15 protein-coding genes are annotated in these 18540 nt (G+C 61.8%); 6 read left to right on the top strand and 9 right to left on the bottom strand.

Annotated elements, in window-relative coordinates; genetic code table 11:
* The first annotated feature begins 141 nt into the window (after nt 1-141).
* Together RC54_RS03735 and RC54_RS03730 are read left to right on the top strand one after the other, a co-directional pair.
* The gene (locus tag RC54_RS03735; protein WP_058894303.1) at nt 142-1866 is read left to right on the top strand and encodes an ArnT family glycosyltransferase; all 1725 of its coding nucleotides are present in this window, start codon (nt 142-144) and stop codon (nt 1864-1866) included.
* A 39-nt stretch (nt 1867-1905) separates the two neighbouring features.
* Nucleotides 1906-3297 (top strand): MATE family efflux transporter, encoded by a 1392-nt coding sequence (locus RC54_RS03730; RefSeq protein WP_058894302.1) that lies wholly within the window; start codon nt 1906-1908, stop codon nt 3295-3297.
* Here the strand turns inward: RC54_RS03730 and RC54_RS03725 are convergent.
* On the bottom strand, nt 3287-5389 hold the full coding sequence (locus RC54_RS03725; RefSeq protein ID WP_061789290.1) for a putative bifunctional diguanylate cyclase/phosphodiesterase: 2103 nt from the start codon (nt 5387-5389) through the stop codon (nt 3287-3289). The genes RC54_RS03730 and RC54_RS03725 overlap by 11 nt on opposite strands.
* A gap of 994 nt (nt 5390-6383) precedes the next feature.
* Between RC54_RS03725 and RC54_RS03720 the strand changes: the two genes are divergently transcribed.
* Nucleotides 6384-6839, top strand: coding sequence for a hypothetical protein (locus RC54_RS03720; protein WP_058894300.1), 456 nt, complete (start codon nt 6384-6386; stop codon nt 6837-6839).
* Between the two features lie 257 nt (nt 6840-7096).
* On the opposite strand, the gene ybiB is transcribed toward RC54_RS03720, so the two are convergent.
* The gene (ybiB, locus tag RC54_RS03715; RefSeq protein WP_058894299.1) at nt 7097-8092 is read right to left on the bottom strand and encodes a DNA-binding protein YbiB; all 996 of its coding nucleotides are present in this window, start codon (nt 8090-8092) and stop codon (nt 7097-7099) included.
* Nucleotides 8093-8224: 132 nt separating this feature from the next.
* Here ybiB and tsaD point away from each other — a divergent pair, with 132 nt between their 5' ends.
* Nucleotides 8225-9307: a tRNA (adenosine(37)-N6)-threonylcarbamoyltransferase complex transferase subunit TsaD gene (gene tsaD, locus RC54_RS03710; RefSeq protein ID WP_058894298.1), complete on the top strand. Its 1083-nt coding sequence runs from the start codon at nt 8225-8227 to the stop codon at nt 9305-9307.
* A 56-nt stretch (nt 9308-9363) separates the two neighbouring features.
* Here tsaD and plsY read toward each other — a convergent pair whose 3' ends face one another.
* From plsY to RC54_RS03675, 7 genes are all read right to left on the bottom strand, one after another.
* Nucleotides 9364-9981, bottom strand: a complete 618-nt coding sequence (plsY, locus tag RC54_RS03705; RefSeq protein ID WP_058894297.1) for a glycerol-3-phosphate 1-O-acyltransferase PlsY — start codon at nt 9979-9981, stop codon at nt 9364-9366.
* Nucleotides 9982-10012: 31 nt separating this feature from the next.
* On the bottom strand, nt 10013-10513 hold the full coding sequence (ybaK, locus tag RC54_RS03700) for a Cys-tRNA(Pro) deacylase (RefSeq protein WP_061789291.1): 501 nt from the start codon (nt 10511-10513) through the stop codon (nt 10013-10015).
* A 77-nt stretch (nt 10514-10590) separates the two neighbouring features.
* Nucleotides 10591-11514 carry a site-specific tyrosine recombinase XerD gene (xerD, locus tag RC54_RS03695; protein WP_058894295.1) on the bottom strand — a complete coding sequence of 308 codons (924 nt, stop codon included), beginning with the start codon at nt 11512-11514 and terminating at the stop codon, nt 10591-10593.
* 5 nt (nt 11515-11519) lie between these two features.
* Nucleotides 11520-12023, bottom strand: coding sequence for a methylated-DNA--[protein]-cysteine S-methyltransferase (locus RC54_RS03690; RefSeq protein ID WP_058894294.1), 504 nt, complete (start codon nt 12021-12023; stop codon nt 11520-11522).
* 639 nt (nt 12024-12662) lie between these two features.
* On the bottom strand, nt 12663-13943 hold the full coding sequence (locus tag RC54_RS03685; RefSeq protein ID WP_058894293.1) for a TRAP transporter large permease: 1281 nt from the start codon (nt 13941-13943) through the stop codon (nt 12663-12665).
* The gene (locus RC54_RS03680; protein ID WP_061789292.1) at nt 13940-14500 is read right to left on the bottom strand and encodes a TRAP transporter small permease; all 561 of its coding nucleotides are present in this window, start codon (nt 14498-14500) and stop codon (nt 13940-13942) included. Before RC54_RS03680 ends, RC54_RS03685 begins: the two co-directional genes overlap by 4 nt.
* Before the next feature lie 125 nt (nt 14501-14625).
* Nucleotides 14626-15642, bottom strand: coding sequence for a TRAP transporter substrate-binding protein (locus RC54_RS03675; protein ID WP_058894291.1), 1017 nt, complete (start codon nt 15640-15642; stop codon nt 14626-14628).
* 203 nt (nt 15643-15845) lie between these two features.
* Here RC54_RS03675 and RC54_RS03670 point away from each other — a divergent pair, with 203 nt between their 5' ends.
* Nucleotides 15846-17873 (top strand): PAS domain S-box protein, encoded by a 2028-nt coding sequence (locus RC54_RS03670; protein WP_058897475.1) that lies wholly within the window; start codon nt 15846-15848, stop codon nt 17871-17873.
* A gap of 75 nt (nt 17874-17948) precedes the next feature.
* Nucleotides 17949-18539, top strand: a complete 591-nt coding sequence (locus RC54_RS03665) for a response regulator transcription factor (protein WP_058894290.1) — start codon at nt 17949-17951, stop codon at nt 18537-18539.
* Nucleotide 18540: the final 1 nt, after the last annotated feature.

Raw genomic sequence — 18540 nt, 5'->3', positions numbered from 1 at the left:
ACTATTTACTGCGATTTCCTGCACAATAGGGCCTGCAAAAAAATACTAGTCACCGAATCCCACGGCGACAGCGCAGCCAAGACCCGTCCGGCCAGCGCACCACCCAACCTCGCAGTACAGAACAAGAGCAACAACATCTTGATGAAGCCAGTCCGTCTTCCAGCCGCAGCCACCAATGCGCTTCCGCGCATGGCCCTGCTCGCGCTCGCCCTCCTGTATATCCTGCCGGGTCTGATCGGCCGCGATCCCTGGAAGAACGAGGATGCCACCAGCTTCGGCATCATGTGGACCATGGCCCACGGCACCCTGGCCGACTGGCTCACGCCCAACGTGGCAGGTTTGCCGCTGCCGGCCGAAAGCCCGCTGGCCTACTGGTTCGGGGCGATCTGCATCCGACTCTTGGGCTGGCTGCTGGGCGATCCGCTGGCCGCACGCGTGTCCACCATCGGTTGCTTCCTGGTGGGCTCGCTGTCGATCTGGTACACCACCTATTTGCTGGGCCGCCGCCCTGAAGCACAGCCGCTCAAGCTGGCCTTCGGCGGCCAGCCCGAACCCAAGGACTTCGGCCGCACGCTGGCCGATGGCGCCTTCCTGATCTATCTCGGTTTCCTGGGCCTACTCTTGCACAGCCACGAGACCAGCCCCAAGACGCTGCAGATCGCCCTGGTGGCCTATGCCATGTTTGGCGCGGTGCGCGTCTTCGATGCCGGCAAGCTGCGCCATGGCATCTGGCTGGGCCTGGCACTGGGCATGTTGGTGCTGACCTATGGCTGGCTGCTGCCCGCCGGCGTGCTGATCGCCTTGCTGGTATTGGCGGCCTTGCGCAAGGACTTGCGGGCACTGGGCCTGTTACTGCTGCTGGCGCTGCCATTGAGCTTGTTCATCAGCGCTGCCTGGATACTGGCGCTACACCAATGGGCGCCGAGCGAGGCGGCCAGCCAGTTCGACCTGTGGATGAGCTGGAACATCTACCAGTTGAACCGCCCCACGCTATCCACCCTGGCCTTCCTGGGCAAGTATGGTGTCTGGTTCGCCTGGCCTGCGTGGCCCTTCGCCGGCTGGGCGCTGTATGCCTGGCGGCGCCAGTTGGGTTCGCTGCATATCGCGCTGCCGCTGGCCTTCCTCATTCCCATTACCTTGCTGGTGCTCATCAACGTCCATCGCGAAGAAGGCATGTTGCTGCCACTGCTGCCGGCGCTGGCCATCCTGGCCGCCTTCGGTCTGCCGACCATGAAACGCGGCGCCATCAATGCAGTGGACTGGTTCTCGGTGATGACCCTGACGACCTCGGCCGCCTTCATCTGGATCGGCTGGATCGCCAAGGAAACCGGCTGGCCGACAAAGATAGCGCGCAATGCCTACAAGCTTGCGCCCGGCTTCAAACCCGGCTTCGAGTGGATATCGCTAGCCATCGCCGTGGCCGCCACCGTCGCCTGGATCGTGGTGGTGCACTGGCGCATCTCGCGCCGGCCCTCGGTGCTGTGGCGCGCCGTGGTGCTGTCGTCAGGCGGCGTGATCCTGTGCTGGGTGTTGCTGATGACGCTGTGGCTACCCTGGGTCAACTACGGCAAGAGCTATGCGGGCGTGGCCGAACAGATCGAATCCAAGCTGGGCTCGGTCAAGCAATGCGTGCAGACCAATGTGGGCCCGGCCCAGCGCGCCTCCTTCGCCTACTTCGGCAACGTGCGCTTTGCCGATGAGCACGAGCAAGGCTGCGACTACCTGCTGCTGCAAGATGACATCAGCAATCAGGACGCTTCCCTCATGCTGCGCCAATACCCTGGCAACTGGCGCATGGTGTGGGAAGGCCGCCGCCCCTCGGACCGCGACGAACGCTTCCGCCTCTATCGCCGTGCCGGTCGTTGATGACGCACCGGCCTCCTCGTTGAAAGCCTCTCTTCCTGCGTGACAAAAGAACTGCCCGCCCTCTCCTCCCGCCACCACGTCGGCCGCATAGCGCGGCTGGCCTGGCCGCTGTTGATCGGCCAACTGGCCATCATCGCCAATGGCGTCATCGATACCGTGATGGTCTCGCGCTTCTCGGCGCTGGACCTGGGGGCGCTAGCGTTGGGCGTGTCGATCTACATCAGCGTCTTCGTGGGATTGTCGGGCGTGCTGCAGGCATTGCAGCCGACCATCGGTCAACTGTTCGGCGCCGGACGCCTGGATGAGATTGGCAACGAGGTCAAGCAGGGCATGTGGCTGGCCGTGCTGCTGTCCATCGTCGGGTCGCTGGTGCTGATGTTCGCCCCGCTTTTGCTCGCCTTTGCCAAGGCCTCGCCGGAACTGGTGGGCAAGGCCACGCTGTATCTGCGCATCGAAGCACTGGCCCTGCCGGCGACGCTATTGTTCCGCGTCTATTCATCGCTCAATACAGCCATGGCGCGCCCCAAGATGGTCATGGCGCTGCAGGTTGGCGGATTGGCACTCAAGCTGCCCCTGAATGCCCTGCTGATCTTTGGTGGCCTGGGCTTGCCTGCCTTCGGCGGTCCTGGCTGCGCCATTGCCACCACCGTCATCGCCTGGCTGATGATGCTGGCCGCCTGGCTACTGGTGGCACGCCTGCCGCTGTATCGTCCGCTCAAGCTGTTCGGCACCGGTTTCGTGGCTCCCTCGTGGAAGATCCAGCGCAACCTGTTGCTGCTGGGCATTCCGATTGGCATGTCCTACTTCATCGAGGTCACCGCCTTCACGCTCATGGCCGTCTTTATCGCTCGCCTGGGTGCGGTACCGGTGGCCGGGCACCAGATTGCCGGCAATGTCGGTACCGTGCTCTACATGCTGCCGCTGTCCATCGCCAGCGCTACCAGCACCCTGGTGGCGCAAGCCATTGGCGGGGCCAACATGGCCGAAGCCAGGAAGATCGGCCGCGCCGGAATCCGGCTGGCGGTGTCGCTGTCGGCGGTGATGGGCGTGATCGTGTGGTTCATGCGCGTACACATCATTCATGCCTACACGCCCGATCCAGTCATTCTCGGTGCCGCACTGCCGCTGTTCCTCTACATCGCCTTCTACCAGCTCTTCGATTCGATGCAGGTGACCACCGCCTTCGTGCTGCGTGCCTACAAGGTCGCGGTGGTGCCCACCGTGATCTACGCAGTCACGTTGTGGGGTGTGGGGCTGGGTGGCGGCTATGTGCTTGGTCTGGATCCGCTGGGCATGGCACCGGCCGCCCTGCACGGCCCGGTCGGATTCTGGGCAGCCAATAGCGTCAGCCTCGGGCTGGTGGCGGTGGGCCTGCTGGCCTATCTGCGCGTGATCCAGCAACGTGCAGCGCGCGGCGAACTCAACGTTTGAGCTGGCCGCCGGCAGCGAACAGATCGTCGTTGCTGGCATCGATCAGGCCGGGGACCGTCGGTGCTTCGGCCGGTCGCCCCAACAGGAACCCCTGGACCTGGTCACAGTGCAGCAACTGCAATTCGCGCAGTTGCCCTTCGGTTTCCACCCCCTCGGCCACCACTTCCATCTGCAAGGCATGGGCCAGTGCAATGATGGCGGCCACGATGGCGCGCCCCGAATGATCTTCCTGGTCCAGCCGCGAGGTGAAGAAACGATCGATCTTGACCTGCCGACAGTGGAATTGCGCCAGATAAGCCAGGCTGGAATAGCCGGTACCGAAGTCATCAATGGCAATGTCGAAGCCCAGCGATTGCAGCTCGCGCACCACCTGCGTGGTACGTTCCACATCCTTCATCGCCGCCGTCTCGGTGATCTCGAACATCAGCCGCTGTGGCGCGATGCCCGTCGCCCCCACCATCTTGAGAATACTCTCCACCAGATCCGTGCGCATCTGTAGCGGCGACAGGTTCAAGGCTACTTTTACCGGCTTCATCCCAGCCGCATCCCAGCGGGCGATCTGCGTACATACCGCGTGCAACACCCAATCACCGATGGGCAGGATCTGGCCAGAGCGTTCGGCAATGGGAATGAATTCGGACGGGGTCATCTCGCCCAGATCTGGATGACGCCAGCGCAGCAAGGCTTCCACGCCGGTCAGCTCCTTGCTGGCGCCGTGATACTTGGGCTGGAAGTGCAAGCGGAACTGCTGCTCCGCGATGGCCTGCTGCAAGGCCTGCCGCACCTGCAGATGACGCATGGCGCTGGCGTGCATGGCCGGCTCGAAGAAACGATAGGTATTACGCCCGCTCTGCTTGGCTTCGTACATGGCGGCGTCGGCATTCTTCATCAACATATCGACCGTCTCGCCGCTATTGGGATAGACCGCGATGCCGATGCTGGAGGTCACGCACAGGGTGGCGTCGTCCACCTGGAAATCCTGGCGCAACGCCATCAGGATGTTTTCCGACAATTGTTCCACCACCACAGGGGTGGAAAGATTGCCCATCACCACCACGAATTCATCGCCGCCGATGCGCGCCACCATGTCCTCGCCGCGCACGCAGGCACGGATACGCTGCGCCACCGCCACCAACAGACCGTCCCCCACGGCATGACCGAGCGAGTCATTGATCGCCTTGAAGCCATCCAGGTCCATGAACAGCACCGCAAAAGGCTTGCCATTGCGACGCGCCACTTCGATGGCGTGCTGGATGCGGTCGGTCAGCAGGACGCGGTTGGGTAGGCCGGTCAACACATCATGGGTGGCAAAATGCAACAGCTTGTCATTGGTCCGGCCGACGATCTTCTTGAGTACCTGGTTGCGCTGCGCGCCGCTGACCACCAGCGCCAGGGCCATCGCCAGAAACGCCAGGAACACCAGGCCATTGACCAGGTGCTCGCGTGTAATGCCCCCCGACATCCCGCTGTGCGCCTGCGGATCGATGAGCAGCGCGCGCAGGCCGGCCACCGCGGATGACACCAGGCCGGCGCCCACCAGCAGTGCCGCCAGCACGCGCCGCGCCTGCTGCGAATTGAGCGAGCCGGTCATGGGCTTGCGCCCGTTGCTGGCCGAAAAGAGCGTGACGATGAACACGGCCACTATCTCGGTGACCACCAGCGCCACCAGCAGCAGGGGAACCTGATAGACCAGCGGCGGGTCCAGCAGCATGGACTTGAGGACGATATGGAAGGCGGCATTGAAGGCGGCACCGATGCTTAGTCCGCCGATGAGCAAGTGCAGCGGGAGCGGGCGCCGTATCCCGGTCAGGTGCATCAGGTAGAAGGCGCTGCCCAAACACAGCAGCAGTGCCAGCATCACCAGCCGGGCATCGAAGGCGAGGGCCGTAGTCAAATCCAGCGCCGCCACCGTCAACAGCATGGCACCCCACACGCCCACCCCGAACACGGCCGCACCGATGGCTAACCAAAGCCGCCGATGCTGGCTGTCCTGCAGCACGATGCGCTCGGACACCTCCAGCGCCGCATAAGCCGACAGACTGGCTACCAGCAAAGCAAAGGCCAACAGCAGGAAATGAAAGGAAGCTGACATGGTCGAACCTGGGCTCGGATGCGCACAATCCATGCGGGCGATCGCTGGGAGCCCGCAGGACATCACGCCTGCTCGGTATCGCGGCCGTTCCGTCCTGGCTGGAAAGACGCCACACCTGGCGCAGCATTCAGCAAGACGTCAGTCGATCTTCCGTTGCCTCTCAACGGGTCGCCGCGTTCCATCCTGGAACGTACCTTGATGGTGCCAGCACAAGGCCAATACTGTGCCGTGCGATCAGGACCACTTAGCCACTCCAGGAAAATAAAAAGTTACGTAACCAAAACGTACCACAGGGATGCTGCTGACTTCGTGATTTATTTGATTTGTTTCTACCAGCGTGCTGCTTTGTCTTCCCGCCCGAAAAGCCCGGGTTGAGTGCCATTCCCCCATGGGATGAGAGGCGAATTTTCTAACTAAATTTTGTCCCCATAGAATGGGAAATATATTGGCGTCTTATTCACCATATTGATGCGCCCCCTTCGGGGTCCCGCTATTCTAGCGCGCTTCCAGCCCAAAATACCGCACTGCGCCACACATGGAGCACGCCGTCTCGTTGTCTCTCGATGGAGACAAGTTCTAAATAAAATTCCCCCCACCCACGCACGTTGGTCTCATCTGGACCGACAATGCAAGGGCGGCAATCATCGGCGTTTTACCCTCCTCTCTACTGGCCAGCGATGCAGCACCAAGTGCATCCGGACATCCCACCAAGACCTGCCCGAAGTGGCCTGATGACCTGACATCCACGTGCGTTCACGCACGCCATGAGCGCCTGCACACTTGATCAACCATCGCTCCGGAGCGCCTGAACATGCACATTTTCCCATCTGCCGAAAATGCGAGTCCGTATTGTCCTGCGGGTATGTTTCAATGGCCCCGGCGCGACCGATGGCGCAACTCTCCGAACCAGTGAGCATAAATCACGTTTGCTGCGTAACTCACCCCAAATGCAAACGTACCCCGGAAAGCGTTACGTCAAAGTACCTTCGAAAACATGGAAACCGCCAATCAAAAATTCGCAAAGCGCCTACGCGCTGCGATGGAAAAATCTGGATACGAACCCAAGCCCGCCGTTCTGGAGAGGGAATTCAATTTGCGCTACTGGGGCAAGCCGATGACCCTGCATGGCGTGCGCCGCTGGCTGCTGGGCGAGTCCATGCCCAAGCAAGACAAGCTGGAGACGCTGGCCGAATGGCTCATCGTCACCCCTCAGCATCTGCGCTTCGGCGAAGAGATCGGCAAGCGTATCGACAAGCGTCGCGCACGCTGGGAAGAAGCCATCGGCTACCGCGAGCGCGAAGCCTTCGAGGCCTTCATCAACCTGCCGGCCCCGCAGCGCAAGATCGTCAAGGAAGTCATCTTCGCCTTCGCCCAGGTCGCCACCCAGGTCCCCGAGAAGAGTAGTCCCGCCGCCAAGGCCAGTACCACGCGACGCCGTGCGCGCAACTGACGACAAGCACCCGATACGCTATCCTCGGCGTTGAGCCAGTTACCTGTCCCTCAGAAACACGATCCCGCGCCCCAGGGATCTTCGTTCCGAAATTACCCGCGCGACCGCCCTGTCGCTTCATCCCGACTTTCCCCAAGGATTGACTGACCATCGCTGACCTTCGATGCGACATCGCTGCGCCCGGAACTTACTGTCAATTCGTCAGCTTCCCGCAGCACAGGAGATGCTGTGGCAAAACATCCACTCTGCAGGCAAATTTATTTGCCGATGCGAGCCGCTACGTCCACGCAATGCTCGATTTGCTCGGCGATGGCCTCGGGCACCGGACGGCGCCCCTCCAGCACTTCGCGAATCCACTGCGCAGTAGTAGCCGCATCACGTCCCTCGGGCAGGTCCGGCAAGTCCTCGGCCACACTCTGCTTTTCCACCAACACGGTGCGTTGACCATGACTGAACCAATCGATGCGTTGCGCGCGCCGCGCATTAGCCACGGTCTCCCCTTCGGTGCCACGCATCAGGAAGACATCGCCGCGCTCATGCGGGGCGGAGTGACTGAAGTAGTCGGTCAACATCTCCAGGTATTCTGGATGGGTATATGAAGTCAAGCGCAGTGCCGGCTGCGCAAACGGTTGCATGATCTTTACCAAGGTGTGGGTAGAATTGCGCACGCCCAGTCGGGCGCGCATGTCGAGCAGGCGGGCGATAGCCGGGGCCAACGCGGCAATCGGGATAAAGGCAGGTTGCCCCGCTGCCATCAAAGCTTCTGCCTCGGACGCGTTTGTAGCATGGCGCACATCCAGTGCACTGAATATCTCGGCGCTGGTCACGCGCTGTGGATCGCGGGTCACCCCGTGCATGAGTACCGGCACGCCACGGCGCACCAGCAACATGCACAACAGCGGCGTGAGGTTGGCCATCTTGCGCGAACCGTTATAGCTGGGCAGCACGACCGGCGCGTATGGCCCGCTGGGTGCGCGCAGCGGCACGAAGGATGCTTCGGCGGCAGCCAGGAATCCGGCGATCTCTTCTACCGATTCGCCCTTGATGCGCATGGCCAGGAGAATGGCGCCCAGCTCAAGGTCGCTGACGCGGCCATCGAGCATGGCCTGGTACATCAATTGCGCATCTTCGCGCGAGAGACTGCGGGCACCATCCTTGCCGCGTCCGATTTCCTTGATGAAACGGGCGGCAGCAAAGTCGGTGGCGGGCTCGACGGCGATGGCCGGAGCAGCATTGGGGGCATGGTTTGGCATGGCCGAAGGGTACACCAAAATCGTCCTTTGTCGCAGCCAGGCGTCTGCGCGCCGGGCTTTCCATTACAATAGCGCCTTTGCCGCGCCGCCCCACCTGGGTGCCGGTGCCGGCCGCTTCATTGAGTCCATCCCATGTTAGTTCTCGGCGTCGAATCCTCCTGTGACGAAACCGGCCTTGCTCTGTACGACACCGAGCGCGGCCTGCTGGCCCATGCCCTGCATTCGCAGATTGCCATGCACCAACAATACGGTGGCGTGGTCCCCGAACTGGCCTCGCGCGACCACATCCGCCGCGCCATTCCCCTGCTCAAGCAAACCCTGTCCGATGCCCGGGTGGCGGCCCAGGAGATCGACGCCATCGCCTACACCCAAGGCCCGGGCCTGGCCGGGGCGCTACTGGTGGGTGCGTCGGTAGCCTGCGGGCTGGGGCTGGCGCTGGACAAGCCGGTGCTGGGCATCCATCACCTGGAGGGTCATCTGCTCTCGCCGCTATTGGCCAGCAAGCCGCCGCGCTTTCCCTTCATCGCCCTGCTGGTCTCGGGCGGGCATACGCAGTTGATGCGGGTCGATGGCGTGGGCCGCTACGAACTGCTGGGCGAAACACTGGATGACGCCGCCGGCGAAGCCTTCGACAAATCGGCCAAGCTGCTCGGCCTGGGTTATCCCGGTGGGCCGGCCATTTCGCGCCTGGCCGAGTTCGGTGATCCGAACGCTTACCAATTGCCACGGCCCATGTTGCATTCCAAGAACCTGGATTTCAGTTTCTCCGGGCTCAAGACTGCCGTGCTGACCGTGGTCAAGCAACACGGCAGCAACGGCAGCAACATCTGCGAACAGGACAAGGCCAACATCGCGCGCGGCTTCGTGGACGCCATCGTGGAGGTGCTGGTAGCCAAGTGCATGACCGCCTTGAAACAGACCAATCTGAAGCGTTTGGTCATTGCCGGAGGCGTCGGTGCCAATGCACAGCTGCGCGCAGCCTTGAATGCCGCGGCCGCCAAGCGCAGATATGAAGTTTTCTACCCGGAATTGCAGTTCTGCACCGACAACGGTGCCATGATCGCCTTTGCCGGCGCCATGCGTCTGCGCGAGGAGCCGAGCGTGGCGCGCAAGGAATATGGCTTCGGCGTGCGACCACGCTGGCCGCTGGATGAGTTGCGACCGCCGCAGGCCGGCAACACATCGACCGCTCCGTCAATCATCCCAACGATATAAACAAGAAGGGCCGCAATGCAGATTGCGGCCCTTCTTTTTCGCTCAAGACGGCAGGCTTACTTGGCCGCCTTCTTCTTGTCGCCAATCCGGCTTTCCTTACCCGCCAGCAGGTTGCCGATGTTCTTGCGGTGGCGATAGATCAGCAGCGCCGCCATGGCCACCACCGCCAGCAGGATGCCGTCAGTGGTGCCGAACAGCAGGCCATAGTAGAACGGCGCGAACAACGCCGCCACCAGGGCTGCCAGGGACGAATAGCGGAAGGCGAACGCCACCACCAGCCAGGTGGCCAGCGTGGCCAGGCCTAGCCACACATTCAGCGCCAGCAGGATGCCCAGGGCGGTAGCCACACCCTTGCCGCCGACGAAGCGGAAGAACACCGGCCACAAGTGCCCCAGGAACACGGCCAGCGTCACCAGGGCGATGCCGGTATCGTCCACGCCATAGTGCGGGCCGAACTTCTGCGCCAGCCACACTGCCAACCAGCCCTTGAAACCATCCCCCAGCAGGGTCAGCGCGGCCGCTTTCTTATTGCCGCTGCGCAGGACGTTGGTTGCGCCAGGATTCTTGGAACCATAGGTGCGCGGGTCGGACAGGCCGAACAGCTTGGACACCAGCACCGCAAAGGAGAGCGAACCAATCAGGTAGGCCGCGATGGCAAACAGGATGTTGAACATGAATAGATGCTTTCTCTTGTCTCGGAATGGGTCAGGCGGCGTCGGCCAGGGCGCACTGCACCGGCTTGGCCGGCAACACCTTGAGGATGACCGCCGGGTCGATGCCCACCAGGAAGCCGCGTCGCCCGCCATTGATGTAGATCTTGTCGAGCTCCAGAATGCTGGCTTCGACGTAGACCGGCATGGTCTTGCGCGTGCCGAAGGGCGAGGTGCCGCCGATCAGGTAGCCGGAGTGACGGTTGGCCACTTCCGGCTTGCAGGGCTCCACCGACTTGCAGCCGATCTGGCGCGCCAGGTTCTTGGTGGAGACCTTGCAATCGCCGTGCATGAGCACCAACAGCGGCTTGGACGCTTCGTCCTGCATCACCAGGGTCTTGATGACCACGTGCTCATCCACGCCCAGCTCGCGCGCCGACACCGCCGTGCCGCCATGCTCCTCGTAGGCATAGGGATATTCACTGAAGGCCACGCCCTGCTTGCGCAGGAATTGGGTGGCGGGAGTTTCGGAGATGTGTTCTTTCTTGGCGCTCATCGGTGTTCTTCCTGACGGCAGACTGACCGGCTCCAGAGGCCGACCGGTCCGTCATGGGCGCACATTATGCCGCAAGATCAGCCACGGGGGTGATGTGCGGCGTGCAGTTGCTTCAAGCGCTCGCGCGCCACGTGGGTATAGATCTGGGTGGTGGAGATGTCTGCATGACCCAGCAGCAGTTGCACCACGCGCAGGTCGGCGCCGTGGTTGAGCAGATGGGTGGCAAAGGCGTGGCGCAGCGTGTGCGGCGACAGGCGCACGGTGATGCCGGCTTGCAGCGCGTATTTCTTGATCAGTGTCCAGAACATCTGGCGTGTCATGGCAGCGCCGCGTGCGGTCACGAAGAGCGCATCATCGATCTGGCCCTGCAGGATCTGGCCGCGCGCCTCGGCCAGGTAACGTGCAATCCAGCTACCGGCCTCTTCACCGAAAGGGACCAGGCGCGTCTTGCTGCCCTTGCCGGTCACCCGCAGCACGCCCTCGTTCATGCCCACCTCGATGGTCTTCAACAACACCAGTTCGGACACCCGCAAGCCGCTGGCATACATCAGTTCGATCATGGCACGGTCGCGCAGGCCCAGCGGGGTGGACACATCGGGCGCGGCCAGCAGGGCCTCGACCTGGCCTTCGGAGAGGGTCTTGGGCAGGCGCTGCGGCTGGCGCGCCGTGCGCATCTTCAGGCAGGGATCGGCCGCCACCCGATTCTGGCGCAAGGCCAGTTGAAAAAACCGCCGCAATACTGCCAGCCGGCGATTGGAGGAACTGGGCTTGGTCTCATCATGACGGGCCGCGAAGTAGGCATACAAATCCTCGGCTTGGGTCTCATAGAGCGGCTTGGCGCGTTCCTGGTGCAGCCAGTGGGCATACAGGGTCATGTCGCGCCGGTAGGCTTCCAGCGTGTTGCTGGACAGGCCATCTTCCAGCCACAGGCTGTCGCAGAATTCATCGATGGCCTCGCGGCTGGCCTCGGGGGCGACGATCTTCGGTGTGGTGCGTCCCATGGCCGTCAGTATCCGTTCACGCCTTCGTGGCGCAACAGCCAGCGCTTGACCTCGAGGTGGAAGCCATCTTCATCATCATGATGCGAAAAACCGCCCAGCCCGCCTGCGGCGGTGACGCGATGGCAAGGCACTACCAGGGGATACCAGTTGGCGCCGCACGCCTGGCCCACCGCACGGGGCGCGGACTGGATGCGCTTGGCCACTTGTCCGTAGGTCTGTACCTGGCCACAGGGAATGGCGGCAATGGCTTGCCAGACGCGCTGCTGGAAGACACTCCCCACCGGCAGCAGCGGCAAGCGGAAGCGAAAACCGGGATCAGCCAGGTAACGGCCAATCTGCTGCACAGCCTGGGCTGCGACAGCGTCGGTGGCCTCCTTTTCGGCATAGTGCCGGGGCAGGTACACCATCTCCACCAGTGCGCCGGCCTGACTGCGAATGCCCATGCCACCGAAGGGCGTGTGCACCACGGCGGAAAATAGTGCGGTCAATGGTGAGTCAGCTTGGGTCATCAAGAAATGAGCAAACGCGGTAAGGGCCTATTTTAAGCAATTCACGCGCAGAAATCGGAGGGCGATGCACGTATGATCTTGCTGGAAGGAAAACAGGCTGGTTTGCGCGCCGTGGTATCCACGCCACAGCAAGTGCGGGGCTGGGCGTGATCAACGCGACCGAGCGCATAAGAACGCAAACGATATAAACCGTATAAACGATATACGACCCGCCCGACTACCGCACAAAGAAAAAAGGCGCATCCGCAGATGCGCCTTCAAAAACTCCTGATGCATCCCCGACCGCTTGAGCGGTTTCAATCGAATGCACGTCTCCTCAGTTTCCCGGTATCGATACCGTTTGTTATGCACCACCCGCTTCGTATTCGGTGCCGCCTCGTAGTGCCCGCTCCGATGTGTCGAAAGGGTCGCCGATGAGGCAAGTACATCAACAACTCACTAGAAAAACATCACTGCCAAATTCGATTGCTGGGACGGCATTGCTATTGTGCCGATTCAGCGAAGCCCGCACTTTAGCAGCACTCAGCGCGGTTTCAAAGCACTTTTTCAGGGCAAAACCAACATACTTTTAAGCAACTTGACAGACATCTGATGATATCGGCACCGTGCTGGTGCGCGGCGCCGATTGCGCGTCTGGTGTCAGTTGTAAATCAGGTTCGGCAGCCACAGCGACAGGGTCGGCCAGTAAGTCACCAGCATCAGGAACCCGAGCATGGTCAACAGCCACGGCATGACCGCAATGGTCAGTTCGGTGATGCCCATCTTGGTGATGCCCGAGGCCACATACAGGTTCAGGCCCACCGGCGGATGGCACATGCCAACTTCCATGTTGACCACGATGAGGATGCCGAAGTGCACCGGGTCGATCCCCAGCTTCATGGCCACCGGGAACAGGATCGGTGCCAGGATCAGCACGATGGAAGACGGCTCCATGACATTGCCGGCCAACAGCAGCAGGATGTTGACCACCAGCAGGAAGGTGATCGGCCCCAGTCCCGAATCGGTAATCCACGCCGCCATCGCCTGTGGGATGTTTTCGCTGGTGACCAGGAACGAGAACAGCACTGCGTTGGTGATGATGTAGAGCAGCATGGCCGACATCGAGGCCGAGTCCAGCAGCACCTTGGGCACCTGGCTCAGGCGCAGGTCCTTGTAGACGAACACCGAGATGAAGAAGGCATACACCGCCGCCATCGCCGCAGCTTCGGTGGGTGTGAACACGCCGGTGTAAATGCCGCCCATGACGATGACGATCAGGAACAGGCCCCAGCCGCTCTTGCGGAAGGCTGCGAAGCGTTCGGCCCAGGTGGCTTTCCTCAGGCGCGGATAATTGTTCTTGCGCGCCAGGTACCAGGTGGTCAGCCCCAGCAGGAAGGCCAGCAGCAGCCCCGGCACCACCCCGGCCATGAACAGTTTGCCCACCGAGGTATTGGTGGAGACCGAGTACATCACCATCACGATGGAAGGCGGGATCAGGATGCCCAGCGCACCGGAGGTGGTGATCACGCCCGCGCCGAAGCGGTTGGGGAAGCCCTGCTTGACCATCGCCGGCAAGATGATGGAACCGATGGCCACCACGGTAGCCGGCGACGATCCCGAGACCGCAGCAAACAGCGCGCAGGCCAGCACCCCAGCCAGCGCCAGGCCGCCATACCAGTGCCCGACCATGGAGGTGGCGAAGTTGATCATGCGCCGCGCCACACCGCCATGGGTCAGGAAGTTGCCGGCCAGGATGAAGAAGGGGATCGCCATGATCTCGAACTTCTCGATACCCGTGAACAGCTTCAACGCCACCGACTGGATCGGCACGTCGGTCATGGTGAAGAGGAAAGTCAAGACGGTCAGGCCGAGCGAAATCGAGATCGGCATCCCGGTCAGCATCAACCCGAACAGCAGGACGAAAATGATCAGTGCATTCATGCTTTACCTCCGCTGGTTTCTTCGTCCAGACCTTCCACATGGGAATGGTCATGCTTGGGCAGGTCGCCGGTGCGATAGAAATTCCACGCGACCTGGAGGAAACGGAAGCACATCAGGTAGGAACCCAGCGGCACGGCCAGGTAGACGATCCACATCGGTATTTCCATCACCTCGGAGGTGCTGTCGTGCTGGGCGATGTCATAGACGAACTCGGCACCGAAAGTGCCGACGATGCCGGTAAAGAGCGCACCGGCAAACAGCCCAAAGAGCACGAACTTGTTGCGCCAGGGGGTATTCAAACGATTGATCAGCACATCGACGCCCACGTGGATACCGGTACGCACCCCGTAGGCGGCGCCGAACTTGGCCATCCACACGAACATGAAGATGCACAGTTCCTGGGCCCAGCTCATGTTGATCTGGATGAGTTGGTCTTGCAGCCAGGGGATGTCCAGGCCGGAGGCGTAGCGGTGCACCACCGCCACGAAGATGATGAAGGTGGCCGCGGCCATGAGGAACGCGATCAGCCACTCTTCCAGGTGGTCGAGTAACTTCATGAAGTCTCCTTGCGTCAGCAGGCCGATACCGTGGTGGTATCAGCCTGTGACCTTGCTTGTTCGGATTGTTCTTGGTGGAAAGGCGCGCCTCACGTCGCAGGCGCGCGTCTGCTCACGCCTGGCGCTTACTTCTGGCCCAGCGCCGCCGCTTCCTTGTTGACGGCGTCGATCAGATCCTTGCCGATGCGGCTGGCCATCTGCTGCTGCACCGGCAGCAGCGCCTTGCGCCATTCGGCCTTCTCGGCGTCGGTCAGGCGATAGACGGTGGTCTTGCCGGTCTTCTCGACAGCGGCCAGGGCGGCGTCATTTTCCTGCTGGGCAATGGCGTTGGCGTACTTGGTCGCATCCTTCATGGCGCCTTCGAGCTCGGTGCGGATGTCCGAGGGCAGGCCGTCCCAGAACTTCTTGTTGACGATCACCGCATAGCCCAGGTAACCGTGATTGGAGACGGTCACGTACTTCTGCACTTCATGCATCTTCTGGGTGTAGAGGTTCGAGGGCGGGTTCTCGGTGCCATCGACCACCCCCGTCTGCAGCGCCTGGTACACCTCGGAGAAGGCCAGCACCTGCGGGTTGGCGCCCAGCGCGCGCATTTGCGCGTCAAGCACCTTGGAGGACTGGATACGCATCTTAAGACCACGGAAATCATTCGGATGACGCAGCGGCTTGTTGGCCGACATCACCTTGAAGCCGTTATCCCAATAAGCCAGGCCGGTGATGCCCTTGGGCTCCAGCTTCTTGAACAGTTCACGCCCGATCGGACCTTCGGTGACGCGGTACAGCACTTCCTTGCTGGGGAAGATGTAGGGCAGATCGAAGACCTCGAATTCCTTCACGCCCAATGGGCCGAACTTGGCCAGCGAAGGCGCCAGCATCTGCACCGCACCCAGTTGCAGGGCTTCCAGTTCTTCCTTGTCCTTGTACAGCGTGCTGTTGGGATAGACCTCGACCTTCACGCGGCCCTTGGTGGCTTTCTCGGCCAGCTCCTTGAAGCGCTCGGCAGCCTTGCCCTTGGGCGTATCGTTGGCTACCACGTGGCTGAACTTGATGATGATGGGTTGCTGGGCCAAGGCGCTCGCCGCCAGGCCGACATTGACCACGGCAGCCGTGGCCATGGCAAATACGATGGACTTCAGTTTCATGCTTGTCTCCCCAGTGAGGTGTAAAACGTTTATTTATACTTTTAAATGTGGCTGGCCTTGGCGCGGACCAGTTTGTGCCTGCGAATTCTGCGCGGCCAAACCAAATCGGGGCAACTGTGGATAACCACAATGTTCCCAGCATCAACTTCCCGATGCATGGGATGCTGGCGCAAGGCCTGGGTGGCCGCTACACTGGCGGCGTCATGAAATCCGTCCCGCCACCGCCGATTGCTCCTCAGCCCAATGCCGCCTCGCAGTTGCAGGCGTCCGGTCGCAAGACCACCATGCGCTGGCTGATCCCCTTCCTGCTGGTGTGCCTGTTCCTGGTCACGCTGATCTGGTTGCCGCGCCAGGCGCAACAGATGGAAGCCAGCGAGCGGCTGGAACAGTTGATTGCCGATTCGCTGTGGGTGGAACAGGCAATCCGGTTTCAATTAAGCCGGGATGATGAAAGTATGCGCATCATCGGCCGCGAGATCAGCAATGGCCGCTTGCATCAGGACCATTTCCGCAGCCGTTTGAACGCCCTGCTGCGCAACAACCGCGAGTTCTACCGCGTCACCTGGTTCAATGCCGATGGCCAGGCGATCGCCTCCACCGACGATCTGCCGATCAGTCGCCACGATCTCTCGCAATCCTCGCTGATGACCGCCGAACGCGCCCGCAAGATGCGCCGACCGCTCTACAGTCCACCGGCCGTACCACCCGGCATCGCCGAACCGATGCTCATGGATTACCATGTGCCGCTGTTCCACGACAACCACTACATCGGCAGCCTGGTGGCCAGTTACGCAGTGGCGCGTATCTTGAACGAGATGGTGCCTTGGTGGTTCGCCCAGGACAATGAAATCTCCCTGACCGACACGGACGACAACGTGGTGGCGCGCCGCACCTCGGGCGGCCCGGGCCTCAATGTCTATACCCATCGGCGCGAACTGGAGCTGCCCGGCCTGACCCTGGTACTGCATACCAATAGCACCAAGAGCGCGCCCAAGCTCTTGCCCAACCTGCTGGTGGGCTCGGTGATCGTGCTCTCGCTGGGCTTGCTGTGGAGCCTGTGGGCGCTGTGGCGTGACATCAATCGCCGCACCAAGGCCGAGAAAGCCTTGTTGAACGAAGCCGTGTTTCGCGCCGCCATGGAAAACTCGCTGGTCACCGGGATGCGCGCACGCGACCTGGAAGGGCGCATCACCTACGTCAATCCAGCCTTCTGCAAGATGGTCGGTTTCCAGGCTGAGGAACTGGTAGGCAAGGTCCCACCCATGCCCTATTGGGCGCCGGAAGCCATGGATGAATACCAGGAGCGGTTTTCCAACGTGCTGGCCGGGCGCGTGACACCGCAATTTGAGACCATCTTCCAACGCCGGGATGGCGAACGTTTCCCGGTGCTGATCTTCGAGTCACCGCTGGTGGACCAGGATGGCAAGCAGACCGGCTGGATGGGCTCCATCCTCGACATCTCCGAACGCAAGCGCGCCGAAGACCTCAACCGCACCCAGGAAGAGAAGCTGCAAGCCAGCGCACGCCTGGCCAGCATGGGCGAGATCGCCTCGACCCTGGCACACGAACTGAACCAGCCGCTGGCGGCCATCTCCAGTTACACCACCGGGGCGCTGAACATGATGCAACAAGGCCAGGCCGAACCCCGTGCGCTGCAGCCCGCACTGGAAAAGATCCACGCCCAGGCCCAGCGCGCCGGCCACGTCATCCGTAGCGTGCACCAGTTCGTCAAGAAGCGCGAACCGGCGCGCCAGCGCCTGCAGATACGGCAACTGGTGGACAACGTGGCCCCCTTGATCGAATTGCAGGCGCAACAGTTTTTCGTCGTGCTGCAATGGCAGGTGCCCAAGTCCCTGCCCGCCGTGCTGGGCGACCAGGTCTTGCTGGAACAGGTGCTCCTGAACCTGACCCGCAACGGCATCCAAGCCATGGCCGCAGTACCCTCGGCGCGCCGCATCCTGCGTGTGAGCGCCGAACTCACGCGCAACGACGATGGTGCAGAATCGGTCACGGTCTCGGTGATCGACCAGGGCCACGGCATCACCGAGGACGTGGCCGCTCGCCTGTTCTCGCCCTTCTTCTCGACCAAGGCTGAGGGCATGGGCATGGGCTTGAACATCTGCCGCACCACCATCGAATTCCACGGCGGCACCCTCACTTACACCGATAATCCGGCAGGCGGTACAATCTTCAGGTTTTCGCTGCCGGCCCAGGGTGCGCAAGACGCATAAGAAGACGCACAACAAGACCGCCGCTTAACCACCCCCGCTACCTGGACCTCTGGACCTGAACCCACTCGCACACCGATGCTGCATATAGTCGACGACGAAGAAATCATCCGCGATTCACTGACCTGGCTGGCGCGCTCGCGCAATATCGCCGCCACCGGCTACGACAGTGGTATGGCGCTCATGAGCGCCCTGTCGGCGGCCAGCGGTATCGATGCCGAGGGCGAATGCCTGCTGCTGGACGTGCGTATGCCCGGCAACAGCGGCGTGGCACTGTTCAACGAATTGAAGAACCGTGGCCTGCTGCATCGACGCCCGGTGATCTTCCTCACCGGCCATGGCGACGTGCCTATGGCGGTGGATATGCTCAAGAATGGCGCCTTCGATTTTTTCGAAAAACCCTTCAACGACAACCAGTTGATGGACCGTGTGCTGCAAGCGCTGGAAAGTTCGCGCGCCGGCAGCGCCGAAGATGCCGTGCAAGGCCGCCTGGCCGCGCTCTCGGCACGCGAACGCGAGGTGCTGGACCTGATCCTGGCCGGCAAGATGAACAAGGTCATCGCCGATGAGCTGGGCATCAGTATGCGCACGGTGGAAGTGCACCGCGCCCACATCTTCGACAAGATGAACGTCAAGACCGCCGTGGAGCTGGCGCGTCTGCTCAAGTAAG

The organism is Herbaspirillum rubrisubalbicans (assembly GCF_003719195.1).
Taxonomy (GTDB): domain Bacteria; phylum Pseudomonadota; class Gammaproteobacteria; order Burkholderiales; family Burkholderiaceae_D; genus Herbaspirillum; species Herbaspirillum rubrisubalbicans.
The sequence above is the reverse complement of the archived record's forward strand: the minus strand, read 5'-3'. Positions and strand labels throughout refer to the sequence as shown.

Coding starts and splice junctions, on each gene's coding strand:
- xerD (WP_058894295.1), bottom strand. CDS start 11,514: ATGGGACGCACCACACCGAAGATCGTCGCCCCCGAGGCCAGCCGCGAG.
- ybiB (WP_058894299.1), bottom strand. CDS start 8,092: ATGCCAAACCATGCCCCCAATGCTGCTCCGGCCATCGCCGTCGAGCCC.
- RC54_RS03725 (WP_061789290.1), bottom strand. CDS start 5,389: ATGTCAGCTTCCTTTCATTTCCTGCTGTTGGCCTTTGCTTTGCTGGTA.
- RC54_RS03685 (WP_058894293.1), bottom strand. CDS start 13,943: ATGAATGCACTGATCATTTTCGTCCTGCTGTTCGGGTTGATGCTGACC.
- RC54_RS03680 (WP_061789292.1), bottom strand. CDS start 14,500: ATGAAGTTACTCGACCACCTGGAAGAGTGGCTGATCGCGTTCCTCATG.
- plsY (WP_058894297.1), bottom strand. CDS start 9,981: ATGTTCAACATCCTGTTTGCCATCGCGGCCTACCTGATTGGTTCGCTC.
- RC54_RS03670 (WP_058897475.1), top strand. CDS start 15,846: ATGAAATCCGTCCCGCCACCGCCGATTGCTCCTCAGCCCAATGCCGCC.
- RC54_RS03675 (WP_058894291.1), bottom strand. CDS start 15,642: ATGAAACTGAAGTCCATCGTATTTGCCATGGCCACGGCTGCCGTGGTC.
- ybaK (WP_061789291.1), bottom strand. CDS start 10,513: ATGAGCGCCAAGAAAGAACACATCTCCGAAACTCCCGCCACCCAATTC.
- RC54_RS03735 (WP_058894303.1), top strand. CDS start 142: ATGAAGCCAGTCCGTCTTCCAGCCGCAGCCACCAATGCGCTTCCGCGC.
- RC54_RS03720 (WP_058894300.1), top strand. CDS start 6,384: ATGGAAACCGCCAATCAAAAATTCGCAAAGCGCCTACGCGCTGCGATG.
- tsaD (WP_058894298.1), top strand. CDS start 8,225: ATGTTAGTTCTCGGCGTCGAATCCTCCTGTGACGAAACCGGCCTTGCT.
- RC54_RS03690 (WP_058894294.1), bottom strand. CDS start 12,023: ATGACCCAAGCTGACTCACCATTGACCGCACTATTTTCCGCCGTGGTG.
- RC54_RS03665 (WP_058894290.1), top strand. CDS start 17,949: ATGCTGCATATAGTCGACGACGAAGAAATCATCCGCGATTCACTGACC.